The sequence below is a fragment of the Streptomyces sp. NPDC057438 genome, from assembly GCF_042802995.1.
In the GTDB taxonomy this organism is placed as follows: Bacteria; Actinomycetota; Actinomycetes; order Streptomycetales; family Streptomycetaceae; genus Streptomyces.
In genome coordinates, this window is sequence record NZ_JBHVDD010000054.1 from 1 (window position 1) to 22,080 (window position 22,080).

General features: G+C 68.8%; 24 protein-coding genes, 1 tRNA gene and 1 pseudogene. 10 read left to right on the forward strand and 16 right to left on the reverse strand.

Annotated features, from left to right (window positions below; genetic code table 11):
- Positions 1–1,109: 1,109 nt before the first annotated feature.
- Positions 1,110–1,182, forward strand: a tRNA-Arg gene (locus ACFU5F_RS25900).
- Between the two features lie 139 nt (positions 1,183–1,321).
- On the opposite strand, the gene ACFU5F_RS25905 is transcribed toward ACFU5F_RS25900, so the two are convergent.
- Positions 1,322–1,753, reverse strand: a complete 432-nt coding sequence (locus tag ACFU5F_RS25905) for a hypothetical protein (protein ID WP_383891734.1) — start codon at positions 1,751–1,753, stop codon at positions 1,322–1,324.
- 72 nt (positions 1,754–1,825) lie between these two features.
- Here ACFU5F_RS25905 and ACFU5F_RS25910 point away from each other — a divergent pair.
- Positions 1,826–2,737: pseudogene (locus ACFU5F_RS25910) on the forward strand (IS256 family transposase); the annotation flags it as partial.
- A gap of 143 nt (positions 2,738–2,880) precedes the next feature.
- Positions 2,881–3,315 (forward strand): hypothetical protein, encoded by a 435-nt coding sequence (locus tag ACFU5F_RS25915; RefSeq protein ID WP_383891737.1) that lies wholly within the window; start codon positions 2,881–2,883, stop codon positions 3,313–3,315.
- 265 nt (positions 3,316–3,580) lie between these two features.
- Here the strand turns inward: ACFU5F_RS25915 and ACFU5F_RS25920 are convergent, their stop codons facing one another.
- From ACFU5F_RS25920 to ACFU5F_RS25940, 5 genes are all read right to left on the reverse strand, one after another.
- Positions 3,581–4,120, reverse strand: coding sequence for a winged helix-turn-helix domain-containing protein (locus ACFU5F_RS25920; RefSeq protein ID WP_383891740.1), 540 nt, complete (start codon positions 4,118–4,120; stop codon positions 3,581–3,583).
- A 124-nt stretch (positions 4,121–4,244) separates the two neighbouring features.
- Positions 4,245–5,333, reverse strand: coding sequence for a CU044_5270 family protein (locus ACFU5F_RS25925; protein ID WP_383891742.1), 1,089 nt, complete (start codon positions 5,331–5,333; stop codon positions 4,245–4,247).
- On the reverse strand, positions 5,330–5,974 hold the full coding sequence (locus tag ACFU5F_RS25930) for an RNA polymerase sigma factor (RefSeq protein ID WP_383891745.1): 645 nt from the start codon (positions 5,972–5,974) through the stop codon (positions 5,330–5,332). Before ACFU5F_RS25930 ends, ACFU5F_RS25925 begins: the two co-directional genes overlap by 4 nt.
- Before the next feature lie 901 nt (positions 5,975–6,875).
- Complete coding sequence (locus ACFU5F_RS25935) at positions 6,876–7,433, reverse strand: GNAT family N-acetyltransferase (RefSeq protein ID WP_383891748.1); 558 nt, start codon at positions 7,431–7,433, stop codon at positions 6,876–6,878.
- Between the two features lie 16 nt (positions 7,434–7,449).
- Entirely contained in the window at positions 7,450–8,073 is a 624-nt protein-coding gene (locus ACFU5F_RS25940; RefSeq protein ID WP_383891751.1) for a TetR/AcrR family transcriptional regulator, read from the reverse strand.
- A gap of 117 nt (positions 8,074–8,190) precedes the next feature.
- On the opposite strand from ACFU5F_RS25940, the gene ACFU5F_RS25945 reads away from it, so the two are divergent.
- Positions 8,191–9,102 (forward strand): alpha/beta fold hydrolase, encoded by a 912-nt coding sequence (locus ACFU5F_RS25945; RefSeq protein ID WP_383891754.1) that lies wholly within the window; start codon positions 8,191–8,193, stop codon positions 9,100–9,102.
- A 769-nt stretch (positions 9,103–9,871) separates the two neighbouring features.
- On the opposite strand, the gene ACFU5F_RS25950 is transcribed toward ACFU5F_RS25945, so the two are convergent.
- Positions 9,872–10,633, reverse strand: a complete 762-nt coding sequence (locus ACFU5F_RS25950) for a hypothetical protein (protein WP_383891757.1) — start codon at positions 10,631–10,633, stop codon at positions 9,872–9,874.
- Positions 10,634–10,829: 196 nt separating this feature from the next.
- Between ACFU5F_RS25950 and ACFU5F_RS25955 the strand changes: the two genes are divergently transcribed.
- Complete coding sequence (locus tag ACFU5F_RS25955) at positions 10,830–11,045, forward strand: hypothetical protein (RefSeq protein ID WP_383891760.1); 216 nt, start codon at positions 10,830–10,832, stop codon at positions 11,043–11,045.
- A gap of 161 nt (positions 11,046–11,206) precedes the next feature.
- On the opposite strand, the gene ACFU5F_RS25960 is transcribed toward ACFU5F_RS25955, so the two are convergent.
- The 6 genes from ACFU5F_RS25960 to ACFU5F_RS25985 form a co-directional block, all read right to left on the reverse strand.
- A complete protein-coding gene (locus ACFU5F_RS25960) occupies positions 11,207–11,377 on the reverse strand; it encodes a hypothetical protein (RefSeq protein ID WP_383891763.1) in 171 nt (56 codons plus the stop codon).
- 244 nt (positions 11,378–11,621) lie between these two features.
- Positions 11,622–12,215 (reverse strand): alkaline shock response membrane anchor protein AmaP, encoded by a 594-nt coding sequence (gene amaP, locus ACFU5F_RS25965; RefSeq protein ID WP_383891766.1) that lies wholly within the window; start codon positions 12,213–12,215, stop codon positions 11,622–11,624.
- 10 nt (positions 12,216–12,225) lie between these two features.
- Entirely contained in the window at positions 12,226–12,915 is a 690-nt protein-coding gene (locus ACFU5F_RS25970) for a DUF6286 domain-containing protein (RefSeq protein ID WP_383891769.1), read from the reverse strand.
- Positions 12,912–13,364 carry an Asp23/Gls24 family envelope stress response protein gene (locus tag ACFU5F_RS25975; protein WP_383891772.1) on the reverse strand — a complete coding sequence of 151 codons (453 nt, stop codon included), beginning with the start codon at positions 13,362–13,364 and terminating at the stop codon, positions 12,912–12,914. The genes ACFU5F_RS25970 and ACFU5F_RS25975 overlap by 4 nt, the downstream gene beginning before the upstream one ends.
- Positions 13,361–13,588 (reverse strand): hypothetical protein, encoded by a 228-nt coding sequence (locus ACFU5F_RS25980; protein WP_383891775.1) that lies wholly within the window; start codon positions 13,586–13,588, stop codon positions 13,361–13,363. The genes ACFU5F_RS25975 and ACFU5F_RS25980 overlap by 4 nt, the downstream gene beginning before the upstream one ends.
- A 36-nt stretch (positions 13,589–13,624) precedes the next feature.
- On the reverse strand, positions 13,625–14,056 hold the full coding sequence (locus tag ACFU5F_RS25985) for an Asp23/Gls24 family envelope stress response protein (protein ID WP_383891778.1): 432 nt from the start codon (positions 14,054–14,056) through the stop codon (positions 13,625–13,627).
- Positions 14,057–14,258: 202 nt separating this feature from the next.
- Here ACFU5F_RS25985 and ACFU5F_RS25990 point away from each other — a divergent pair, with 202 nt between their 5' ends.
- Together ACFU5F_RS25990 and ACFU5F_RS25995 are read left to right on the forward strand one after the other, a co-directional pair.
- Entirely contained in the window at positions 14,259–15,065 is an 807-nt protein-coding gene (locus ACFU5F_RS25990) for a hypothetical protein (RefSeq protein ID WP_383891886.1), read from the forward strand.
- 322 nt (positions 15,066–15,387) lie between these two features.
- Positions 15,388–16,431, forward strand: coding sequence for a fatty acid desaturase family protein (locus ACFU5F_RS25995; RefSeq protein ID WP_383891781.1), 1,044 nt, complete (start codon positions 15,388–15,390; stop codon positions 16,429–16,431).
- A gap of 546 nt (positions 16,432–16,977) precedes the next feature.
- Here ACFU5F_RS25995 and ACFU5F_RS26000 read toward each other — a convergent pair.
- The 3 genes from ACFU5F_RS26000 to ACFU5F_RS26010 all read right to left on the reverse strand — a co-directional run bounded on the left by ACFU5F_RS26000 (position 16,978) and on the right by ACFU5F_RS26010 (position 20,343).
- Positions 16,978–18,396, reverse strand: a complete 1,419-nt coding sequence (locus ACFU5F_RS26000; protein WP_383891784.1) for an ATP-binding protein — start codon at positions 18,394–18,396, stop codon at positions 16,978–16,980.
- A 404-nt stretch (positions 18,397–18,800) separates the two neighbouring features.
- On the reverse strand, positions 18,801–19,748 hold the full coding sequence (locus ACFU5F_RS26005; protein WP_383891786.1) for a CU044_5270 family protein: 948 nt from the start codon (positions 19,746–19,748) through the stop codon (positions 18,801–18,803).
- Position 19,749: 1 nt separating this feature from the next.
- Positions 19,750–20,343 carry an RNA polymerase sigma factor gene (locus tag ACFU5F_RS26010; RefSeq protein ID WP_383891789.1) on the reverse strand — a complete coding sequence of 198 codons (594 nt, stop codon included), beginning with the start codon at positions 20,341–20,343 and terminating at the stop codon, positions 19,750–19,752.
- A 379-nt stretch (positions 20,344–20,722) separates the two neighbouring features.
- Between ACFU5F_RS26010 and ACFU5F_RS26015 the strand changes: the two genes are divergently transcribed.
- The 3 genes from ACFU5F_RS26015 (at position 20,723) to ACFU5F_RS26025 (ending at position 22,067) form a co-directional block, all read left to right on the forward strand.
- Positions 20,723–21,214: an HNH endonuclease gene (locus ACFU5F_RS26015; protein ID WP_383891791.1), complete on the forward strand. Its 492-nt coding sequence runs from the start codon at positions 20,723–20,725 to the stop codon at positions 21,212–21,214.
- 199 nt (positions 21,215–21,413) lie between these two features.
- Positions 21,414–21,716, forward strand: a complete 303-nt coding sequence (locus ACFU5F_RS26020) for a zinc-ribbon domain-containing protein (protein ID WP_383891794.1) — start codon at positions 21,414–21,416, stop codon at positions 21,714–21,716.
- 198 nt (positions 21,717–21,914) lie between these two features.
- Positions 21,915–22,067, forward strand: coding sequence for a hypothetical protein (locus tag ACFU5F_RS26025; protein WP_383891797.1), 153 nt, complete (start codon positions 21,915–21,917; stop codon positions 22,065–22,067).
- Positions 22,068–22,080: the final 13 nt, after the last annotated feature.

The window sequence follows — 22,080 nt, forward strand, 5'->3', positions numbered from 1 at the left end:
CCGCTACGAGCGCAAGGCCGAACACTTCCTGGCCTTCACCGCCATCGCCTGCACCCTCATTTGCTACCGCCGACTCACCAAATGAGACGACGTCTAAGAGGACGTCAAGATGCTCACCAAGACCGCGAGCCGGCGCACATGAACCGTGAAGGCCAAGGTTCAGGCGCCTGAAAAGAAGGAGGGGCCTGTGCCCCCTCCGGGTCCTCCGGGCACAGGCCCCTCTCCGTGTTCCGTACGGAACCGCTCTCGCCCCACACCCGAACCCCGGCCCTCGTGCGGCGTACGACGAACATCGCGCCGGCACCTGCGGCGACGACGCGCCATCGGCGATCCCGATCCCCACGCTTCCCTACGACGCAGGCGCCCTCCGCGGGCTACTTCGAGAAGGCGTTCTCCAGCTCACGGTTGCGGGCTCGAGTTCCTTCAGCCTGACGCGTTCACTACCGAAAGATCCATACCGGCGGGCGACTCATGCTGCTTCTGGCGCTTCCTCACGCAGCCGCCGAGCGTCTCCGCATTCAACTCAAGCTCAGTACGCGCGTGGGCACTTATCGCGTAACACCATTTCTGCCTCCGCGTTTCCTGTTCTGGGAGTTCCTATTGGCCCCCGTCCGGAAACGTCGGGGCAGCCCAGGCTCCCGGCCCCGGCGCATCAGCGCGGAGTATGCGCAGCCTCTCGATCACCGCCCAGCTCCTTCAGGATGCGACGAAGAACCATCACAGGAGAGGGCTACCACCACGAGCAAGGGGCAGCCAGTCATGCCAGGCCCCCAGGAGCGGCGCCAAGTACCCCCACAACCTGATGCAGGGGGCGGAACGGACCAACCCCCTCGCCCCTGTCCCTTCATCGTCCGCCAGCTCATCCACCGAGAGCCATGGAATCAGCAGGTCAGAGGCACTCTCGCTTGGCTTCTCGCCCGCCTGCCCCTTATACCGACACCTCTCCCTGGCAGGCATCCGCTACGCTGTCCCTGGTCGGTCGTTGGTGCGCGGCGCTGTCTGCTCATGTATGGCTGCGGAGCAGGTCGCACCATGCCTGACCAGTGGGCTTGTACTCCTCGCCGAAGATCCACTCCCTGGATTTTCTCCAAGGTTTTCTACAAGCCCCTGCCTTCGTAGCTCAGGGGATAGAGCACCGCTCTCCTAAAGCGGGTGTCGCAGGTTCGAATCCTGCCGGGGGCACAGCAAAAGGGCCAGCTCAGGAGGGTTTCCTCCCAGGCTGGCCCTTCGTCGCGTTCGAGGCCGTGCCACTACGCCCATTCAGCAGTTCGTCGGGGCGGAAGGGATATCCGCTACTTCATGGAGGACGCGTACCCGTCCGTCACCTCACTGACCTGCAGGTCCGAAAAGAGCAGGGTGAGGCGGTGCGCGTTGGTCTCGATGCGAACCTCATGGAAGTCGATCCCCACGGCTTGCGCCCAACGACGGGTCGCTTCCGACTCCGGGAGGACCTCGGCGCCTGGGTACAAGGAGCACCCCACACGTATCCGTCGAGGTCGACGCCCGTCTCATGATCGATGAGGCGATCGTCCAAAGAGACACGCCAGGTCTCCGGCAGCACGGACGATTCACACCGGGCCTCAACGCAGTACCGGAAGAGGTACCGCAGATACGCCGGCTCGACGTCTGTGCGGGGATCCGCCGTCACGTAGACGATGACCTCGTAGTCGCGCATGTAGCTGGTGTACCCATGGTGGACGACGGCGTGATCGAAGATCTCGTCCAGCTTCTGCTCAAGCACTGCGACGTCCATGCGACCGTTTCTATCCCACACGATCAGCCCCTGGCAGCCTGATATCTACAGGTGCCAGGGGCTGAAGACTCAAAGAAGCGGCAGAAGCGCCTGACCGGCGTCGCCGAGATGGTCATCTCGCTCGCCGCGAAGGGCCTGACCACCGGCGAGGTCCAGGCCCACCTGGCCGAGGTCTATGGAGCCGAGGTCTCCCGCCAGACCATCTCCACCATCACCGACAAGGTGCTCGAGGGCATGGCCGAATGGCAGGGCCGCCCGCTCGACACCGTCTATCCGGTCGTCTTCATCGACGCCATCCACGTCAAGTCCGTGACGGTGCGGTTGCCAACCGGCCCATCCATGTCGCCCTGGCCATCACCGCCGAGGGCCGACGGGAGATCCTGGGGCTGTGGGCCGGCGACGGCGGCGAGGGCGCCAAGCACTGGCTGCACATCCTCACGGAGATCAAGAACCGCGGCGTGGGCGACGTGCTCATGCTGGTCTGCGACGGGCTCAAGGGCCTGCCCGAAGCGGTGGAGGCCGTCTGGCCCCGGACGATCGTGCAGACCTGTGTCGTGCATCTGCTGCGGAACTCCTTCCGCCATGAAGCTTCTCAAGCCCGTTCACACCGCTCCCACCGAAGAGGCCGCCCTGGACCGGTTCGCCGAGTTCGCCGATGCCTGGGGCCGGAAGTATCCGGCGATCGTGAAACTGTGGGAGAACGCCTGGGAGGAGTTCACCCCGTTCCTGCGGTTCGACACCGAGATCCGCCGCATCGTCTGCACGACGAACGCGATCGAGTCGGTGAACACCCGTATCCGCCGGGCGGTCAAGGCCCGCGGACACTTCCCCAACGAGCAGGCCGCCCTGAAATGCGTCTACATGGCGATCATGTCCCTCGACCCCACCGGCAAGGGGCAGGCCCGCTGGACCATGCGCTGGAAGACCGCACTGAACGCCTTCGACATCACCTTCGACGGCCGCCTATCCGCAGCCCGTCAGTAACTCCAACCACCCCCAGTTACACCGCTCGTTCGACAGACCCGCTTGACCCACTCGTGAAGACTCCGCCGACCGCGATCACAAGTGCGGCGTGCATGATGACGCAGTGCAAACACTTCTGGTCAAGCGCGGACGACGGGGGAATCGTGGCCTACCAACTCAGCTTCTTCTGCCGCTCTGGAGAAGACAGAGGCGACGAGGCGCTTGATCGCCTGCTGGACTACCTGCTGAAGAGCAGCGACCGTCTGGTGGGCGAGTGGTTGGGGCCGTTCGGGGATTCGGTGGCCGCGTTCAGGCTCGGTACTGGTTCCAGCGACAGTGACAGGCCAGTCGCGGACTTGCTGACACTGGAAGTACACGTGGGCGTAGCAGAGATCGCAGAGTCTGTGATCACTGCATCGCGTAATGACGAGCAGGGCATCTGGGGATGCGACCTGCTAGCCACCGTCACCCTCAGCGGGGACAACCCCGACTGGGCTCTGCTGCACCGCATTTGGGCCTCCGTGGTGAGCCTGTGGGAGGCGGTTCCTTGGGACGAGTCCTCCGGGTTCGAGATCGCTGCCGGCATGCCGCAGCTCTGAGCTCGGACGTTGTCCCAGACCAGGACGATCGGGCCACCGAGCTGGATGCGGGCGCGGATCAGCAGGTCGCGGAAGTCGCGCCAGCCGAAACCCTTGGGCTGGTCCTTGCGTCCGGTGTACTCGCGGACGGAGTAGAAGAGCCGGGACCGCCCGCCGGGCCTGTAGCAGGTCATGCCTGCCATCGATACCCGGCCCGAGCCCCGGCCGCGCACGCGGACCACCGAGGTGCAGCCCCGACGGCCCCAGGACCTGGCTCGCGGCGGCATCAGCGACTGACCGGCCTCGTCCTCGAAGACGATCCATCCGCCGCAGGCCGCCGCGGTGCTCTTACCCGCGGCCATACCTCCTTCTTCCACAGGTCCACCGCATCGTCATCACGCTCGATCGCGCGGCGGGCCGGTTGCTGCCACGACCAGCCGTGCCGCTTCAGCAACCGCCATGTCCCCTCGACTGTGTAGCTCACATGGAACAGCCGGCCGAACAGCGTCTTCACCCGGGCCAGGGTCCACCGCTGATCGACCCAGCCGTGGACCAGGGGGCCGCGCTCCAACTCCCGCTCCAGCTTGGCGACCTGCTTTTCGCTGAGCCTCGGTCGCCCGGGTGAGCCCTTCGACAGGACTCCAGCCTCGCCACGCTCGCGCCACTGGCGGCGCCACCGTTCTACCGACCGCTCGCTGACTTGCAGCGCGGCAGCTATCTCCCGGTTCTTCTCCCCGCGCTCGAAGCGTTCAGCGGCCTGAAGCCGAATCCGCTCCCGCGCGGCCCTCCCAGCGTCGGTCAACCCGCCGCCCTGCGCGTATCTCACGGTCCAGAGCTACCCGAGCTGAGCGACCACCGTCAGGCGAACGGCGCCGACATCACCCAATCAAGTTGGGTAGCCCCGCCACCAGCAAGGCGGCAAGCGAGGTGCTTGTGGTTCTGTCGCGCATTCAGCTTGCCTGCCCGGGGACCTGCTTGGTGGCGTCGACGACCGCGCGCTCGGTGATCGCGCTGGTGTGCGTGACGGTACCGACCTTGAGGGGACTGTCAGCCGTGGCCTTGACCACCACAATGCGCTCGCCGAGGAACCGCAGCGTCTTCTTGTCGAAGATCCACTCGGTGCGCTCGCCGGCTACGGGGTTCTCCCGCGCGATCGCGATCCCGTGCCTGCCCGTGGCGTCGACCGCGTCATTCACCGCGACGACGCCGGGGATCTTGGCCGCGGCCTTGTAGAGGGCGGCGCCGACCTCGGCGGGCGGGTAGCTCTCGGACAGCAGATCGCCGATCGCGACGAAGGCCGCCTGGTCGCGGGGGACTTCGGGGTCCCGGACGGCGTCCGAAGCGCGGTAGATCCGCTGCAGCAGCGCGTCGGGGTCGGTCGGCAGCTCGGCCAGGGCGTTGTAGGCGCCGCTGTCCGGGGTGTCGCTCTGCAGGGTGATGCCCTCGTCGCCGGTCTCACCGGCCTCGATCAGCCAGCCGTCCCTGCCGTCGAGGGATTTCCAGACCTGGCGGGAGTGCAGCTCGGTGCTGACCGCCTCGCTCCTGTTGTCGCCGTCGACCGCGATGTAGGTGTCGGCCACCTTCGAGGCGATGTAGATGTACTGGCCCTTGCGCGGGGTGGGCTCGGAGGTGTCGGCGGCGGCCAGGGAGATGCGTTCGAGGAGCTGGGGGGCGCCCTTGGCGTCGGCGACGCCAATCCTGGTGGTCAGTGCGGGGCCGGTGGCCAGGGCGGTCGTGCCGCCGTGGGCCCCGCCGTCGGTGAGGGCGAGGCCGCCCGCGACCGCGCCGGCCAGGGCGAAGGCCGCGGCGGGCAGGAGGATCGTACGGCGCAGGAACGGGTTGGAGCGCTTCACGGGCGCGACCGGAGAGGTGGCGGACGTACGGGAGGGGGTGCGGAGGTCTTCGTGGATCCGGGCCATCATCTGCTCCTTGTGGAACTGGTGGCGGCCCGCCGGCAGATCCCGCTCGGCGGAGGGCAGCAGACTCTGCGTCTCCGTCCACTCGGCCGGGTGGGGCCGGTGGGAGGGGCTGGCGTTCATCGGTTTCCTTCCTGTGCGGACCGGACCGCGTATCCGCGATCACCTGTTATCTGCCGGTCTGTGCGCGTGGGTTCCCTTTTTTCTCCGAGCAGTTGCGCGTCGGCGAGCTTGCGCAGCTTGGCGCGGGCGCGGGAGAGGCGGGAGCGGACGGTGCCGACCGGGATACCCAGGGCGCGGGCCGCCTCGGCGTACTCCAGCCCCTCCCACAGGCACAGCGTCAGGACCTCACGCTCGGGGCGCTTGAGCAGGCTGAGGGCGGCGAGCGTGGCGTTGATACGGCGCCGGTCGTCCAGGCGTCCGGCGGTCTCCTCGGCGTGGTCCTCGACCCGTTCCTCGGCGGCGTGCGCGGCGGCCGCGGCGCTCGCCGCGTTGCGGTAGCGGCGGTTGCTGCGGTGGTGGGAGCGGGCGACGTTGGTGGCGATGCCCAGCAGCCACGGCCGCAGCGAGCCGCCTTCGGCCTCGACCGAGGCCCGGCGCCGCCACGCCTCCATGAAGGTCGTCGACATCACGTCCTCGGCCAGCGACCAGTCGGCGGTCAGCCGGAAGGCGTGGTTGTACACCGCGCGGGCGCACGCGTCGAAGAGTTCCGCGAAGGCGTCCGGATCTCCGTTTCGCACCCGGGTTCGCATATCTGTGGTCACGTCTTGAGCTGACGTACGGTGCGGGCGAGTTCCGGTGAGGCACGTCACAGCCGTCGTACAGGTCACCGGGGCGGTGACCGCACGAGGACTCGGTGGACAGGGCAGCCGCTCAGCCGCGCACCGCTCAGGCTGCGAGGCTCGACAACAAGAGGGCCGATCTGATGCGGAACACGGTCCGGGGGTGCGCAGGCTGGTCGAATAGCTGTTGGAGGTGTCGAGGCCGAGCGCGGGCGCGGAACAGGCTGATCCGGCAACGCCCACCGGCACGGGCGGTCACCGGTCTCACCGACGGTGAACGGCGCCGTTGTCGTCGTACGCAAACCAGGCCGGGCTTCGGCAGAGCTGCTCGCCCACGGGCCGCAACACTTACGGCCCGGAGCGGCCGAGAACCGACGGGGCCCGGGCCTCGGGCTGACGATCGCGCCGGTCCAGGCACAAGCCATCCAGGCGCGCCCGGAATAGATCTCCCGTGCCCGACGATGCTCCGCCCTGTCCCGAGTGCAACAGCCCCTGTTGTCGCGCGGCCTGGTGCTCGCCGGGCAGGTAGATGCCGGCGGCGCGGCCCTTCGCTGGTGCCGGCCGGAGTGGTGGTGGCGTGCGCGGGGAGCTCCCATCCCGTCTGCCGTCGACCCAGGCAGAGCCGAGCAGACGGGATGGGAGCCGGGGAAGGTAGTGGGTCGAAGGGACCCACGTCCGGCTTCTCACAGTCAGCGCTACTCGGTGGCCTTGGAATGCTTCGCTCCCGCGTGGAGCAACCAGTTGTAGACCGCCGTCCGTTGGGCGACCCGAAGACGTGTGGCGGCAGTACGGCCTTACGGTCGTTGCGCCACGCCCGACAGATGACGGAACCGGCGAGGACGCCGCCCGACTCGCCTTGGAGACTCGGGACCAGGTTCACTGATCACAAGCCGTTCTCACCGGCAGTCAGGTTTGGTTGTGTAGCTCCGTTCGCCGGTTGGGCCATGTAGATCCAGTCGAAGCCGTCGTATCCCTCGGTGTCGAGATGCTGTGCTCGGTTGAGCCCGGCGCGTATCGCGACGCGCTGAGAAGCAAGGTTGGCTGGGCGAACGCGGGCGATCAGCGCGATGTCGGGCAGGTGATGGGATGCCCAGGTGGCAACTGCGGCCGCGGCTTCACCGGCGAAGCCTTGGCCCCAGGCTGAGGTCGCGAAACGGTAGAAGAGGTTCAGGACCGGGGCCCCGTGCAGTTCCATGGGCTTGATTCCGCAGAATCCGAGCTGCTGAGCGGAGCCGTGGTGCCGGACAACCCAGTACCCGTATCCGTACTGCTGCCACTGGTCGTCCCAACGCTGGTAGAGCGCCTCTGCTTCCTCAAGCCGGGCGAGTGCATCGGACGGGTTGTGGACACACGTCTCAGGATCGCGGTGGACGGCGAAGATCGCGTCGACATCGGCTGCGGTCGGGCGTCTCAGCAACAGCCGGGCGGTCTTCAGCTCCACGGCTGCCGGGCTCCGGTCACTCATGTCGGAACCCGTCACCGGTGCGGAAGATTCGGTTCAGGTGGTGGCCCACGACTGTGGTCGCGGACTCCGGGCTGCGCTGGCCGACGAGGATGCTGGTGCCGAGTCCCGCAGACATGGCAAGCAGGCCGGCTGCCTCCAACCGTGCGTCCACACCGGGCTCAAGCAGTGCCGCTTCTTGCGCCTGTCGGAGGAGTTCGGTCAGGCCGTCTTCGGCGGCGTCGGGGTTCTTGATGAAGGGCTGGGCTGCGAGCGCCGGGTCGTTCACGGCCAGAACTGCGTATGACGTGTAGAGGTGGTGGAAGGTGCGGCTCTCGTCGTCTGTCGGCAGCGCCGCCATCAGCAGCGCCTCAACCATCGCACGCGGTCCTGGGCTGTCCCCGGCGGCCCGTACACGGGCGGAGACCCGCTCCCCGAATCTCTCCGCCAGAAGCTCGAGCCCGAAGAGCAGCAATTTTTCCTTGGTCTGGAAGTAGTACTGCACCAGCCGCAGCGATACGCCCGCCTCCGCTGCCACATCGCGCATCCCGACGGCATGCAGCCCGCGTCGGCCGGCGACCCGGACGAGGGCCTCGGCGATCTCGGTGCGCCGTTCTGCGTGGTCCACGCGCTTGGGCATCGGCCTGCTCTCCGCTCCTGGTTCCTGCTACGGCTATCGCGGGGTGGCCCTTGATGATACAGCCGTACCAACCTCGTGATACGTTCGTATCACAAAACCGAAACGCTGGAGGTGGCCATGCCCCAGACCGCTGCCCGAACTCGGGCCGACATCGGCCGTTATGTGAGCGATGCCTGGCGGGAGCGCTACTTCACGGCCTGCGATGCGGTCTACGCACTGGGGGCGCCCTTGCTCGAGGAAGAGGACGTGGAAACGTCCTTCGGCACCACGCACGTATACCGCTACGGCCCCGTGAACCAGACCGCCCGAGACTGCACCCCCGTCGTCCTGGTACACGGGGCGGGCTCCTGCTCCGCCATGTGGTACCCGAACACCCCCGCCCTCAGCGCAGACCGCCCGGTCTACGCGATCGACACTCCGGGTGATCCCGGCCGCAGCGTGCAGCGCGAACCCATCCACCAGCCCGAACATGCGGCGCAGTGGCTGGATGAGGCGCTCGCCGGGCTCGGACTCGACCGCGTCCACCTCGTCGGCTCCTCCTACGGTGGCTGGCTTGCCCTGAACCAGGCGCATCGCAGGCCCGGTCGCCTCGCCTCGGTCACCTTGCTCGACCCCGGCGGCCTGGAGAAGGTGGGGTTGCGCTTCTTCGTCTGGATCTTCGCCAGTCTCTTCGCGACCTTCGCGCCCAAGGTGCTCCGCCCGCGACTGGCGGCCTGGCTCGAACAGCCGGTCCTCGTCGTGCCGGAACTGCGCGCGATGATCCAAACTGCGGTTCGCGCCTACCGCATACGCCGCCCGGCGCCGCTTCCCCTGTCCGAGGAGGAGCTTTCCACCATCCGGACTCCGCTCTATCTGGTGCTCGGCAAGCGAAGCCTCCTCGTGCACCCGCAGCGGCAGGTGGAGCGCGTGCCGCGTCTGATCCCCGGTGCCCGAGCCGAGATCATCTCCAGCACGGGCCACGGGCCGCAGATTGACCATGCGGAGGAGATCAACCGCCGGATGCTGAACTTCATGACCTCAGTCGACTGACAACCGCCCCGCCGATGGGCCAGGACAGTGTCGAGGGACCGACGGCCGGCCAGAGCCTGGGCCGGCAGCGCCCGGCCCGCAGGACTGTTTCCACCACGGAATCCCTCAGTCATGCGAGTGGAGACGCTTTGAAGACCACCTTGTGCCGGGCCCGAACCTCACGGTGCGGCAGCTCACGACCGTCGATAGCAACTTGGTGGTCGACGCGGCGGGATGCGGGCCGCCGCCCGTCGGCAGCCCGGGGATTGATCGTCCGTCTGCACGTGCGTCTCTGACTGCGTGACAACGTCGACACACAACGACAAACGAGCACGGACGCTTACGGATTGTCGTCCCAGGTCAAAACCGAAGCAGAGCAAGGCCGAGGGCCCCCAAGTTGCTTCGGGACGAAGAGTTCGTTGATTCAAATCCCGCCACCCCGACAGAGACGCACCAGGGCAAGGGTCTGACACCGCGAGTGAGTCAGGCCCGTGGGTGGTTGCCAGACCATTGGGACGATCACGGTCATGGAAGGCTCTCCGGCACACCGAAGAGGCAGGGAGGGTGGCGCGATGGGGGAACGCATCCGGGTCAGCACTCGGGTTGCGGAGCGGGTTGGGCAGGATTTCCCCGACCCGAAGGTGATGTCAGCGGTCATGCTTTTCCCACGATCTACATGATCAGCGTCACGTAATTCCCCACCCGTACGGTCACACTTCCCCATGGGGATGGCGGTTGCGAGTGGATGCCCAACGGCAGGAAAAGGCCCACCCCCGCCTCTCCCTGCCGTTCACATGAACAGCGGGTCGACGGGCGGCCATGGGTAGCCCAGTTGCTCGGCATCATGCGAACCTCCCCAGACCTCGGCGGTGGCACGGGGATCGCCCGCGGTCAGCCGCGCTTCAAGGCGCTCGGCTTGGACCGATGGGGCGTCCGCGGAGAGGGGGAGGGTCATCCCGAACTGGAGCCAGGGCAGATCTGCATCGGCCCGGTTACGGGGATGCCTCAGGACGACGTGGATTCGATCGGGTTCCTTGCGGGAGGCCCAGACGCCTTCCAACTCGCAGTCCCACCTGACGAGCCAGTCCCCGCGTCCCCTCAGTCCCGCCTCGAGCAGCCGCGCAACCGCTCCTGCCGGCCACTCCCAACTGCGGTCCTCTCCGGCTCGCACGAGCTCGGCCTCGTACTGACCTGCGGTGAACCGAAGCTCCGGCAGGTCGAAGTCCTGATTGGCCAGGTCGCGCCAACCCGCCCAGACAACATGATCCCCGTCACGCGCGACCGTCAAGTACAGCGCGCCACAGCACTCTTCCACGCCGCACCCGGACCAAGCGAGACGAACCTCGTGGGGCGTCGCCGTGGCATGCAACGGCCCGTCCAGGCCCAGCAGATCCCTGGGGCCTACTCCCAGGTACCGGGAACCTCCCACGCCACTGGGGACCACCTCGGCCAGAAGATCCCGGCCATTGACGATCGGGCGGACCTCCACGCCGCCCTCGTCGGGTGGAGGGCACGCGATGCTCAGACTGAGAAGGTCCGGTCTCGTGTTCATCGGCCAATGATCGCGAAGCTGGCTCGCAACTGTCATGTGCATTCGCGTGGCCTCCGCTCAGGGCGGTAGTTCGGGCCGCCTTCAGGCACGCTGGCCACGGACACCCCTCCGGAACGACGGGATGCCGGCCTGGGGGAATTACGTGATCGTCCACAGGTGACAGTCCACAGGTGACAGTCCACAGGTGACAACGGCGGTGATCGACCTGCTGGAGGATTGGGGCAACGCGTGGCCTCAGTGGGAGGTGCATCGCGTGCAGGCCGCGATCATCCTGAGTGCTGCGGGAGACGTGGATCAGGTCTTGGCGCTACTCGAAGTGGCCTACGCCGACTACCGTGACGCGCTCATGGCCACCGGCTTCGCACATGCGGACTGGAGCGAGCGCATGGAAGCGGAGTTCCGAGCGAAGTAGGCCGTGGTCGGCGGAGCAGCAGGCGCCATGTCGGTTCGGGGCCGCCTTCGGAGGGGCACTCCGACAGCCGGATCGACCACCAGGCGACGGGATGTGACCGCGTAGCCGGGAACCTGGCTGTTCTGTCAGGCCCGGACTGGTCCGGGGCTTTCGGGAGCCGGTCAGCGGGCCGGGTGCCGGGTGGAGCGCCGGATGGAGCGGGCCGCCAGGTAGAGCAGGGCGACGATCAGAAGCAGGACGCCGATGGACATCAGGTAGAACATGCCGTCGACGGCCGCGCCGATGGCGACCAGAGCGATTCCGGCGACGAGCAGGATCAGGAAGAGGACCATGACGGGATGCCTCCCGAGAAGGAACTGTGCGAGATCTGCGCGTCCTCTCGGCCACGGCAGGGCACGCTGTGCCTGTGCTCGATGTCGCGTCGGCCGAGGAGGGGTACGTGGCGGCTCCGGCGCAAGAGCGCAAGAGGCGCCACCCAGGTGGAGGCGGCGCCCACCCCAGGGCTCGCCCGGGTTCCAGGAGTCCTGGGCGCCTCGCAGCCGATACCTCCATGAGGCTTGGCCGAGGGGGTCCTGGCTAGGTGGCGCGTTCGGCGCGGTGGCGGACTTCGCGGAGTCGGACCTTCGACGGGAGGCGGTCGAGGCCGGCCGAGTCTCGTGCGTGTGCGAGCGTTTCCCGGCTCAGTCGCCCCAGAGTCCGCGCCGGGTCCGCGTGAGGCTCCAGCAGCAGCCGTACGCGTGCGGTCGGAGCGGTACGTCGGCCCGTCAGCCGGACATGAGCCCGCGAGACCCCGTCCAGGGCTTGTGCCTCTTCCTCGATCACGTCCTCCAGTGTGCGGCCGTTGAGTCGGGCCGGCGCGCCGTCTGAGCTGTCGACGAGGACACGGTCCAGGCGGTGTCTGCGTTGCGCGAGGAGCCACCACAGCAGCAGGGCCAGCAACACGGCGAGCAGCGCGATCACGGTCGGCCACCACCAGCCCTCCTCCCGCCACCGGGTGCGCCCCCAGGCGCCCAGCACCACATCGTCCGGCCCACGGAAGGGCCACCAGTCCGGCACGTCGAAATCCCAGTGGCGCTGGAGGTCCAGTGCGCCCAGCAGCACCCCGCCCCCCAGGGCGAACAGTCCGAGGCCGAGAAGCCCGAGCAGCACCCGGTTCACCGTCTTGAGCATCAGGATCACCTCAGCCCTTCTTGGGGCGCCGGACGCGCACGGCCAGTGTGGGTTGCCGGGTGAGGCCCAAGGACGTCACGGCTTCGCCCAGCTCGGCGTCCAGGTCCGCGCGGACCTCCTCAAGATCGCGGAAATGTGCCCGTGCCCGGGCTTTGACCTTCCGGCGGCCGACATCGACCTGTGCCGACTGGACACCGGGCACCTGCATGGCCCGGTCGCGCAGCACCAGAGCGGCCGCGCGGCGGTCGAGCCCGGCTCGGACGTCTTCTGTCCCCGGGATGCCGGTGGGCGGACGCATGGGCAGCAGCCTGCGCAGTCCCGGCGTCACCGCCAGCAGGAAGAGCCACAGGCCGAGGGCCATCGCCACCGCGGCCCCGACGATCATCCAGACGTCGTCCAGGGGCCGTGTGGCCAGTTCCTCGGCGAGCCGCCGCCGCCACCGCATCGCATTCCGGCCTGCCCGCACCGCGACCACGTCGTACAGGAGAAATCCGACGGCCGCGGCGGACAGCAAGGCTGCCAGGGCCGCGGGAATCCGCCGCGACGACCAGAAGCGGTGCGCCGACCGGTCTGATCCGTCGATCACCTTCGTAGCGCCCTCGGTCGCTTCCGGGGTGCCGTCGGCGGACGGAGCCGCCTGTCCCGGACCGGAGGAGAGGTCGCTGTCACCGGTCGGCTGCCGCGAGGTGTGCGCGCTCATCTCACCCTCTCCCGGTCCGTGTGCCGTGTATGCGCCGAGTGCAGTTGCTCGACCGATACCGCGAGGTCGGACACTTCCATGCCGGCCCATGCCCTGATCCGCTCGGTGACCTCCCGGCGCACCGCGGCGCACTGGGCCCCGATGTCGGACGGGTAGCCGAGCTCGACGGTGATGTGCAGCCGTGCCTCGCCAAGCAGCGCCTGCCGTCCGGCGGCGGACTCGGCGTCCCGTCCTGCGCCGGCGCTGGTCCGTTCCGGCGCCCGCCGTACGGATGTGCTCACATGTGGCGTCAGGCGGCCGGGGGGTACGTGGCCGGCCGTCTCGGCGAACCGGCTCAGCGCCTCGCGCGCCACCCGCGCCGCGATCTTCGCGACGACCCGGTCGGTGACGGCGGTCGCCCCGCGCTCCGCGCGGGGGAGGCCCGGACGCCCATCGGCTTCCCCGCTCACCGCCGCCCGTCTCCCCGAGCCTGTTGCCGGTCGTCGCGGAACCGATCCTGCCGGTCCCGGCGGCGGACGAAGTCGCCCGGTTCGAGATCACCCTCCGTCAGCCGCCCGATGACGAGGCCGACGAGGCCCAGCCCGAGCACCAGCAGGAAAGCCCAGAAGTTGCCGAAATACGCGGCGAAACCCAGCGCCATTCCGGCCATCAAGCCCACCACGGCCCTGCTCATTTCGCGCTCCTTCACTCATACGGGCTGCCGCCCCGGCTACTGGACCCGCTGCCGCTCCTCCCCTTCGTCCTCCTCGTCGGGCAGTTTCACATCGCTGACCATGATGTTGACTTCCACGACGTCCCGACCCGCCATCCGCTCCACGGCGGAGATCACGTGCTCCCGCACCGCGGCGGCCACGTCCGTGATGGAGACGCCGTAGTCGACGACGAGCTCCAGATCGATGGCCGCCTGCAGCTCTCCGACCTCGACACTGACCCCGCGCGTGGCGGATTTGCCGCTGCCGGCGCCGGGCATCCGCTCCCGCACGGATCCCATCGAGCGGGCGAATCCGCTGCCCAGGGCATAGACGCCGCGTACGTCCCGTGCCGCCATTCCGGCGATCTTCTCCACCACCACATCGGCGATGGTCGTCCGCCCGCGGGAGCCGGGCGCAGCGCCGAGCCTGACGCCGGTGTTCTCAGTCATCGGGATGTTCCTCCCTCGCGAGGCCACGAATCACCCATTAATTGGATTATAGTCTTTTTAGTACCTTTTGCCCGACTGTTGAGCGTGAGACGGGGTGGTCCGACGAGTGGCCTGAGGCCCCTGCCTCGAGCTCTCGCGGACACTCCTGGCAGAGCGCCGCGGGAAGAGAACCGCGACCGTGGAGAAGAAGGGTGAGAGGCCAGTGACCGAGGAGTGGACGCAGGCCGTACGAAGCCGGCTGGGCCTGGGCCGGCTGCTCCCTCTCGGCGGGCCCGACGACGGGACGTGGATCACCGAGCAAGCGGCCGTCGAGGTCCTCGGGCGCACGGCCGCCGAGGTCTCCGGTGCCCGACTGGAGTCCCTGCGCATCGGGTCGGCGCCGCTCCAACCCGTGTCCGAGCCGGCCGTCCGTCCGCCGGCCAGCGCGCTACCGCCAGGCCCGCTCACCATCGAGGCCGCCTTCACCGCATCCCTCGTGCGGCCGCTGCCGGAGACCGCCGACGAATTGAGGAGCACACTGCTGGGCGCGGCCACTGAGCGGCTCGGGCTGGCCACGGTGACGGCCGACATGCGCGTGACGGATCTCCGTGAGGTCCCGGAGGCAGCCGTGACGTCCCGGACCGCGGCGACGGCCACGGGGCCCACGCCGGAAGCCGCGGCCGCGCGGAGCTCGCCCCCGGTGACCGGAACAGGGTCCATGCGGGGACTCGCCGGGGAGCTGGGGGGCGTGGCAGCGGGTGTGCCGGGCGTCGCCCGCCTCACCGCCGTGCTGGGCAGCCGCCCGGTCAGGGTGGAGGACCATGATGATCCACCCGGCCGACACATCGAGGTTCACCTCGCGGTCGGCCCCGGACACCATCCCTTGCACGTCGCCCGCGCCGTCCGGGAGGCGGTGGCCGAGGCAGCCACCACTGACACCCCGGGCCCTGTCACCGTCGCCGTCCTCGTCACGGAAACCGCGGCCTGGCAACGGACCTCGCCGGTCACCGCGATGAGTGCCCCTCAGTGATCAGTCGGCCCACCCGCCTTCATCCGTGATCAGCCAGGCCGACCCGCCTTCACGGACCGACCGTCCCCGTTCTTCCTTGAATGTGCGCGGACCGCTCCGTCGGCCTGTCCTGCCGCGGTGTGAAACCTGCCCGGCAGGGAACCCGCACGCAGACGAAGGGCCCGCGCTCCCCGCCGACGGACGAAGCAGACGTCGTCCTTGCTCCGCGGTCGCGCGATGTGCATCCGCAACGGCGGAAGCGCATCCCTTGCCTGTGGGCCGGTCTCAGCAACTCCCGAGGCGGCGCCTGACCATCTGCCTCCTCGGAGAGAGTCTCAGCAACATGACCACGAACACCACAGTCCGCCCCCCACCCTCGGCGACGCCCGGCAGTGACTTCGCCCGGCTGTCGAGGAAGATCGCCGACGCCGGGCTGATGGGCCGCCGTCCCGGTCACTACGCACGGCGGGTCACGGTGGTCGCCGGGCTCTACGTCGGCGGGTGGCTCGCCGTCGCGCTCATCGGTGACAGCTGGTGGACCCTGACCGTCGCCGCCTTCCTCGCCGTCGTCTTCGGCCAGGTCGCCCTGCTCGCCCATGACGCGGCCCACCGCCAGGTGTTCCGCCGACGCCGGGCCAGCGAGGTGTCCGGACGGATCGCCGGTGCGGGTATCGGGATGGGCTACGGGTGGTGGCAGGACAAACACACCCGCCACCACGCCAACCCCAACCACGAGGACCTCGACCCCGACCTCGACCCCGACCTGCTGGTCTGGTCCCAGGATCAGGCGCGGGCCGCCAGGGGGCTCCCCCGCCTGATCGGCCGCTGGCAGGCCTTCCTGTTCTTCCCGCTCCTGACCCTGGAGGGCTTCAACCTGCACGTGTCGAGCGTGAAGGCGCTGGCCAATCACTCGCTCAGGCACCGAGCGCTCGACGGCGTCCTGCTGTTCGCGCACTTCGCGGTCTACCTGACCGCCCTGCTCTGGCTGCTGCCGCCCGGTATGGCGATCGCCTTCCTCGCCGTCCACCAGTGCCTGTTCGGCGTCTACCTCGGCTCCCTCTTCGCGCCCAACCACAAAGGCATGCCCATCCTGAAGGGCGAGGACCGGCCGGACTTCCTCCGCCGCCAGGTGCTCACCTCACGCAACGTGCGCGGCGGCTGGTTCACCGACATCGCGCTGGGCGGTCTGAACCACCAGATCGAGCACCACCTGTTCCCCAGCATGCCCAGCCCCAACCTGCGCAAAGCCCGGCCCATCGTCAGGCGTTACTGCGAGGAGCTGGGCGTGGACTACGCGGAGACCGGGCTGATCGCCTCCTACCGGCTGGCCCTCGCCAGCCTCCATCGGGCCGGAGCACCGCTCAGGCACCCGCTCGCCCCGGTCTAGAGACGCGCTGCCGCAGCCCTCGGTGCCCGTGATGCGGTGACTGACACGGCACACGTCGGTCCAGGAGCACGGCCACCCGGCATACGGCGACGACTGCGTCACCGTCGGCGACGAGCTGGGGCCGGCGGTCGGGACCCGGCCCGGCGCTACAGGACTGCCGTCGACTCGCCGTCGGGCGAGGTCCCGGCAGAACGGATACAGCGCACATGAGGCCGGGAACCCCCCGTGAACACGTGAGAATCACGGAGGGGCATTTTCCCCAGGCCAGGCACCGCGATGTTGGCGTTTCCACAGGTCACCGCCCCGCCCGAGGAAAACTCCGCAAGCGGGTGTCGCAGGTTCGAATCCTACGGGGGGCACAACGTATTATCGCCCTGACCTGGGGTTTATCCCCCGGGGAGGGCTCCTACTCGGCCTCGGACTCCTCGTCCGGGGCCGTTTGCGTGCGCGGGAGGACCTCACCGTCGCGGTGGGCCGGAGGCTCGGCCGACCCGAGTTGAGGCAGCAGGCCATGGACACCTGGCGCCGACACGGATTCCAGCATGCTCAGGAGGACCACGCCGCGAGGAGGTCCGCCGGGCCGTACGCAGCGTCGAGCCCCGCGCAGTCGATCCCGCTGCGCGAGACAGCGATCACAGGTACGGGAGCGGGCGTGAGCGCGGCGCGATGCCGGTGCAGCGCCGCGAGATCGTGCCGGTCGAACGGGGAATTCTCCAGCCACTTCACCGAGCCGACGAACAACAGGTCCTTGGCGATCGGCGCGCGGTCCGCTCCCACGATGTCGATCTCCACATCGTTGGTACGGGTCCAGTAGCCGCCGATGGCGGGGGCGGCGGGGAGGTTCGTATCGGGCAGCAGCCGTGCCAGCGCCTCGCGGACCAGGGGTTCAACGGCCCTGCCGCGCCAGCTGGTCCAGTTTTCGCGGATGCGCCGCAGTGTCAGGTCACCCCGGCCCCGCTCGACCTCCTCCATAGCCGGGCCCAGGAGCTTCAGCCAGAAGCGGAGGTAGGGATCCGCGACCCGGTAGCGACGATCCTTCGAAGGCCGCGTGGACACGGGAAGCTCCGCCGCGATCACCCGCTTGTCCGCGAGGATCCCCAGCGACCGCTGGAGGGGGGTCGCCCCGATCCCGCCGGCAGCGCGGGCAATATTTGAGAACGTCCGCTCACCGCTGCCGATCGCGGAGAGGACGGTGCGGGCTTGCACTTGCTGGGGGAACTCCGCAGCAAGCGAGCGTTCCGCCGACACCAGCAAGGCCGAGACCGGATCGCTGAGCGCCTCCTGCAGGAAGTCCCACATCCCGGCGCCGTGCGTCCACTCCGCACAGATCAGAGGCAGTCCACCGGTGATCAAGGCCGCGTCGAAGGCCGAAGCGGGATCGAGGCCGAGCATGTCGCCCACCTCCGCCGGGTTCAACGGACCCAGCACCATCTCCCGTCCGCGCTGGTGGAACGGGCGTCCATAGCTGTTCAGCGCCTCCATCATCGACAGGTCGGAACCGATGAGAACCAGCAGAACCGGCTTCTTCTCCAGCACTCGGTCCCAGGCCCGCTGAAGCATGCCCTCGAAGGCGCCCTCCGCATCCATCAAATAGGGCACCTCGTCCATGACCACCACGCTCGCCCGGTCGTGCGGCAGCGCCGCCGCCAGTACGTCGAAGGCCGCATCCCAACTCGCCGGGCGGGCCGCGGACAACAGATGCGCCAGCGGAAGGCTGGACGACTGCGCATCCTGGCTGAGCCGCTCCAGGTCCGCCCCCGGCGACGCCCCTGTGGCGGCATAGAAGAGGAACGGCGCACCAGACCTCTCAGCGAACCGCTCCACCAACCGCGACTTACCCACCCGGCGGCGACCTCGGAGCATCACGCACCGCCCGGGCCGCTCCCCGCCGGCCCCGGCCGTCACCCTGCCCAGCTCGCGATCCAGCGTCTCGAGCTCGTGCCGCCTGCCCACGAAATCTGCCACGTCGCCACCTTCTCGGTTACCCGAAATCCTCACAGATACTAACATCACAGTTAGTAACATCAATGTTAGTGAGGCTGGGAGGAAGACGCGGCAGCACGCCCCCTTGGACGCCCCACGGACGCCGAACGCGTGAGCGACGCGTGAGCGGACGGCGCAACAGGAGCCGCCCGGGGCCGGATGGCCGGTCATGCCGGGCGGTGCTGATCAGGCAAAAGAGCACCACCCGGCACAGCCAAGCACCGCCCGACCCAGATTCGACCCCACACCTCAAGCGGTTGTCGCAGGTTCGAACCCTGCCGGGGGCACCAGGTCAGACGGCCGAAGGCCCAGGTCGCGGAGCATGTTTCCGCGACCTGCCCCTTCGACATGTGCACTCTGGCTACACCCTCAGACCGTCCGAGTGTTCAGGGCTTCTCGCCGTCCCGGTCGACGAGGGACTGGGTCATCTTCATCTCGCAGAAGGTGACCTCGCCCTTCTTGTACGAGCGCCCAGCCGACGAGCCGTCCTGATACCTCTCCTCGTAGTCCCGCACCGCGACCGACTGGTTCCCCTGGTACTGGAAGGTGTCGGGGTCGAGGAGGTACTCCCGGCGCTGAACGGCTTTGCTGCCCAGGTCCGGGTAGATGGCGATGGCGCCATGTCCCATGGGGTCCTTCACCAGGTGCGGGACCACCTCGATCCCGGGGTCCGCGGCCAGGGCCCGGTACAGCTTGGCCATTCCCTGCGGATGCACGGGATAGGCCTCGTCGAGGGTCGCCAGCAGCGCGAAGGTCTCGACCTGCTCACCCGTCAGTCCGGTGTCCTTGCCCATGGGGAACATGTCCGCCGCCTGCTTGCGGATCTCGGCGGGGTCGTCCGGCAGCGAGGCGAGCAGGCGGTACAGCCGCCGCTGCGAGGGCTCGGTGTCGCCGTCCTTGTCGTCCTCCCTCACGGGGCTGTCGTACTGGACCCACTCCTCGCTCACCTCGGGCTTGGCATCGGGCGCCGCGTCCGACGCTCCGTTCTGGCACTGCGCGGTCTTCAGGTAGACCCACTGGCCGTCGCGCGGATGCAGATCCGGCTGCTGCGAGACCACTTCCGCCGCCTGTTCCAGGAGTGCCGTCGCGGACGTCAGGTCGGGGCCGGCAGGCTGAACGCCGCGCTCGGGTTCATCGTCACCGACGAGCATGGTCACGATCACCGCGATGGTGACCACCGTCGCGGCGACCCCCGCAGCCGCCACGCGCCAGTCCAGCCGCGCCCTGCGGGCAGAGCCCTGCTGCGCTGCTCCCAGCAGCCTTTGACGGCCGGAAACCAGCCGCACCCGGTCCGGGGTCGGCGCATCGGCGCGCAGCTCGTGCAGCTTGGTCATGTCATCCATGGGTTACCGCCCCGTTGTGGTCGCTTACGAGGGTGGGGTCGGCGCCGAGCGCCGTACGCATCTTGCGCCGCGCTCGGCTCAGTCGGGAGCGGACCGTCCCGACCGGCACCCCGAGGGCGTCGGCACACTCCTGGTAGGTGAAGTCCGCCCAGGCGACCAGCAGCAGCACATGCCGGTCCTTCCCGGGCAGGGCCGCGATCGCCCCGGCCAGCGCCTGCTGCGAGGCCTCGGCCGTCACCCGCTCGTCGGCCCGTTCCGACCAGGACTCGGCCACCGGGTCGACGCCGGTACGGGCCAGCGCCCGCAGCGCCCGCACTTCGGAGCGACGGTGGCTGCCGATGAGGTTGCCGGCGATGCCGTAGAGCCACGGCCGGGCACTGGCGCGCGCGACGTCGTAGCGGGCGCGGTTGCGGAAGGCGATGAGGAAGGTCTGCGCCGTGATGTCGTCGGCGTGACTGTCGCCCAGCCGGCGCATCACATACCGGTGGATCTCGGCGGCATATCTGTCGTAAAGCCTGGCGAATATCTCCGGCCGCTCCAGGGATTCCTGGATGACCAGCGCGTCGTCGGTGGGTGGATCCCCCACAAGGCCCTCGCTTCTTCGTGCGATCGGAGTGAAGTGCATTCCACCCCTGTTGTCCGAAGCGGCCAGGAGGGTTCACGCGCGGGTATTGCACCGCTCACACGAGCACACCGAGGGAGGTCGGACCGCGCCGGACACGATCTGGCATCGTGACGGACGACGAGCAGCAAGCAGCAACGTGCTCACTAGTACCTTCAGTACCTCAGTGTGATCGGTCCGGGTGCTGAGCCGTCGCCCGGGTCCGCGTTGTCCTGTGACGGTCAGGAGGGGTCTCCTGGTCAGAATCGATCACTCCGTGCGGAGCGCTGACGGGCATGGAGGAGCGGCGAGCGTGGCGGGCGCCCGACCCGTCGTATTCCGGCGAAGGAGGCGGCGGTGAGCGGTGAGTGACGCGGAGCCGCCTGTGCCCCGGCGCAGCGAGGCCAAGCGCGCGCAGGACCGGCGGCGGCGTGAGCGTATGCGGGCGAACGGACGCGTCGAGCGCTACGACGTGGCGGAGATCGGTGCGCGGGACGGCTGGGTGTGCGGCCTCTGTGGCGATCCGGTGGATCAGGCCCGGCGGCGCCCGGATCCCCGGTCCCCGAGCATCGACCACATCCGCACCGTCGCGGCCGGCGGCACGGACAGCCGCGACAACGTCCGCCTCACGCACTGGGGTTGCAACCATGAACGCAACGTCCACACCCCCCTGAGGACCGTCGAGGAAGCCGAAGCGCAGCGCGCCGCCCTCCGCCGGATTCCCTCGCTCCGGGAGTATGCCGAGAGCCTCGACCCGGAGGAGATGGTCCGCCGCTCCCAAGCCGCCCACTCACCCGAGCGGTACCGGGCCAGGCTGGCCCGACGGGTGGAACGTCACGAGCAGGACGGGCGCTGACCGCGCGGGCACGCGCCCCCTACCGGGACCAGTCGCGTCGGCACAGGACACCGGCGCCGGCGCCGCGGGGCTGGGTTGCTTCTGGGACCGGTCCGACGGGCTCCGAGTGAGGAACATGCACACTGGAGGGCAGTATGTGCGGCGCGTGCGGTGACTGCGGTGCGTGCGGCGCGTCTACGAGCGCCCCGGGAAGGATCAGATGTTCGTCATCTTCGGCACCAAGGGATACCTGTACCAGCTCGCGATACTGACGCTGGTGTGCGGGCAGTGCGGAAACCCCGCCGCGCACACGCTCAGGAAGCGGGTCACGAAGTTCACGCTGTTCTTCGTGCCGCTGTTCCCCTTCTCCACGAAGTACCAGACCCAGTGCACGTTCTGCGGCGCGGAGCAGAAGGTGAGCGCCGAGCAGGCCGAGCAGCTGCAGGCGCAGAGCGCGGGCGGGCCCGGCGGGCTGGGCGGTCAGTCGCAGGGCCAGCCGCAGCAGCAGCGGTACCAGTCCTAGGCGGAAGCTCCACAACGTCGTCGTCGGCGACAGTGACGGCGGCCGTAGCGAAACCGCCACGCGCTCTGCCAGGCAGTGGTGCGCCTTGTCGCCTGAGTCCTCCTCCGATTCCTCGACCGGTCCTGGGTCCCCCTGCCGAAGGACGGGCGGATCAAGACCCGGGACCTGGAGATCCGCCCGGTTCTGGAACGCGAGGCAGTGCTGTTCCACCTGGACAACCAGCGGCTTCGCAGCGCCGAGCCGGTCGCACGGCTCGTCGCCTGCCGTGACACGATCCACCGGGCCGTCGAGAGGGGAGGCCCGGCGGCCTACGCCGTGCGACACGACCGCATCGGGCGCACCTGGCCGTGACAGGGCCGCTCCG

Coding starts and splice junctions, on each gene's coding strand:
- ACFU5F_RS25905 (WP_383891734.1), bottom strand. CDS start 1,753: ATGGACGTCGCAGTGCTTGAGCAGAAGCTGGACGAGATCTTCGATCAC.
- ACFU5F_RS25925 (WP_383891742.1), bottom strand. CDS start 5,333: ATGAACGCCAGCCCCTCCCACCGGCCCCACCCGGCCGAGTGGACGGAG.
- ACFU5F_RS25940 (WP_383891751.1), bottom strand. CDS start 8,073: ATGCCCAAGCGCGTGGACCACGCAGAACGGCGCACCGAGATCGCCGAG.
- ACFU5F_RS25945 (WP_383891754.1), top strand. CDS start 8,191: ATGCCCCAGACCGCTGCCCGAACTCGGGCCGACATCGGCCGTTATGTG.
- ACFU5F_RS25950 (WP_383891757.1), bottom strand. CDS start 10,633: ATGAACACGAGACCGGACCTTCTCAGTCTGAGCATCGCGTGCCCTCCA.
- ACFU5F_RS25960 (WP_383891763.1), bottom strand. CDS start 11,377: ATGGTCCTCTTCCTGATCCTGCTCGTCGCCGGAATCGCTCTGGTCGCC.
- amaP (WP_383891766.1), bottom strand. CDS start 12,215: ATGCTCAAGACGGTGAACCGGGTGCTGCTCGGGCTTCTCGGCCTCGGA.
- ACFU5F_RS25970 (WP_383891769.1), bottom strand. CDS start 12,915: ATGAGCGCGCACACCTCGCGGCAGCCGACCGGTGACAGCGACCTCTCC.
- ACFU5F_RS25980 (WP_383891775.1), bottom strand. CDS start 13,588: ATGAGCAGGGCCGTGGTGGGCTTGATGGCCGGAATGGCGCTGGGTTTC.
- ACFU5F_RS25985 (WP_383891778.1), bottom strand. CDS start 14,056: ATGACTGAGAACACCGGCGTCAGGCTCGGCGCTGCGCCCGGCTCCCGC.
- ACFU5F_RS25995 (WP_383891781.1), top strand. CDS start 15,388: ATGACCACGAACACCACAGTCCGCCCCCCACCCTCGGCGACGCCCGGC.
- ACFU5F_RS26005 (WP_383891786.1), bottom strand. CDS start 19,748: ATGACCAAGCTGCACGAGCTGCGCGCCGATGCGCCGACCCCGGACCGG.
- ACFU5F_RS26020 (WP_383891794.1), top strand. CDS start 21,414: ATGTTCGTCATCTTCGGCACCAAGGGATACCTGTACCAGCTCGCGATA.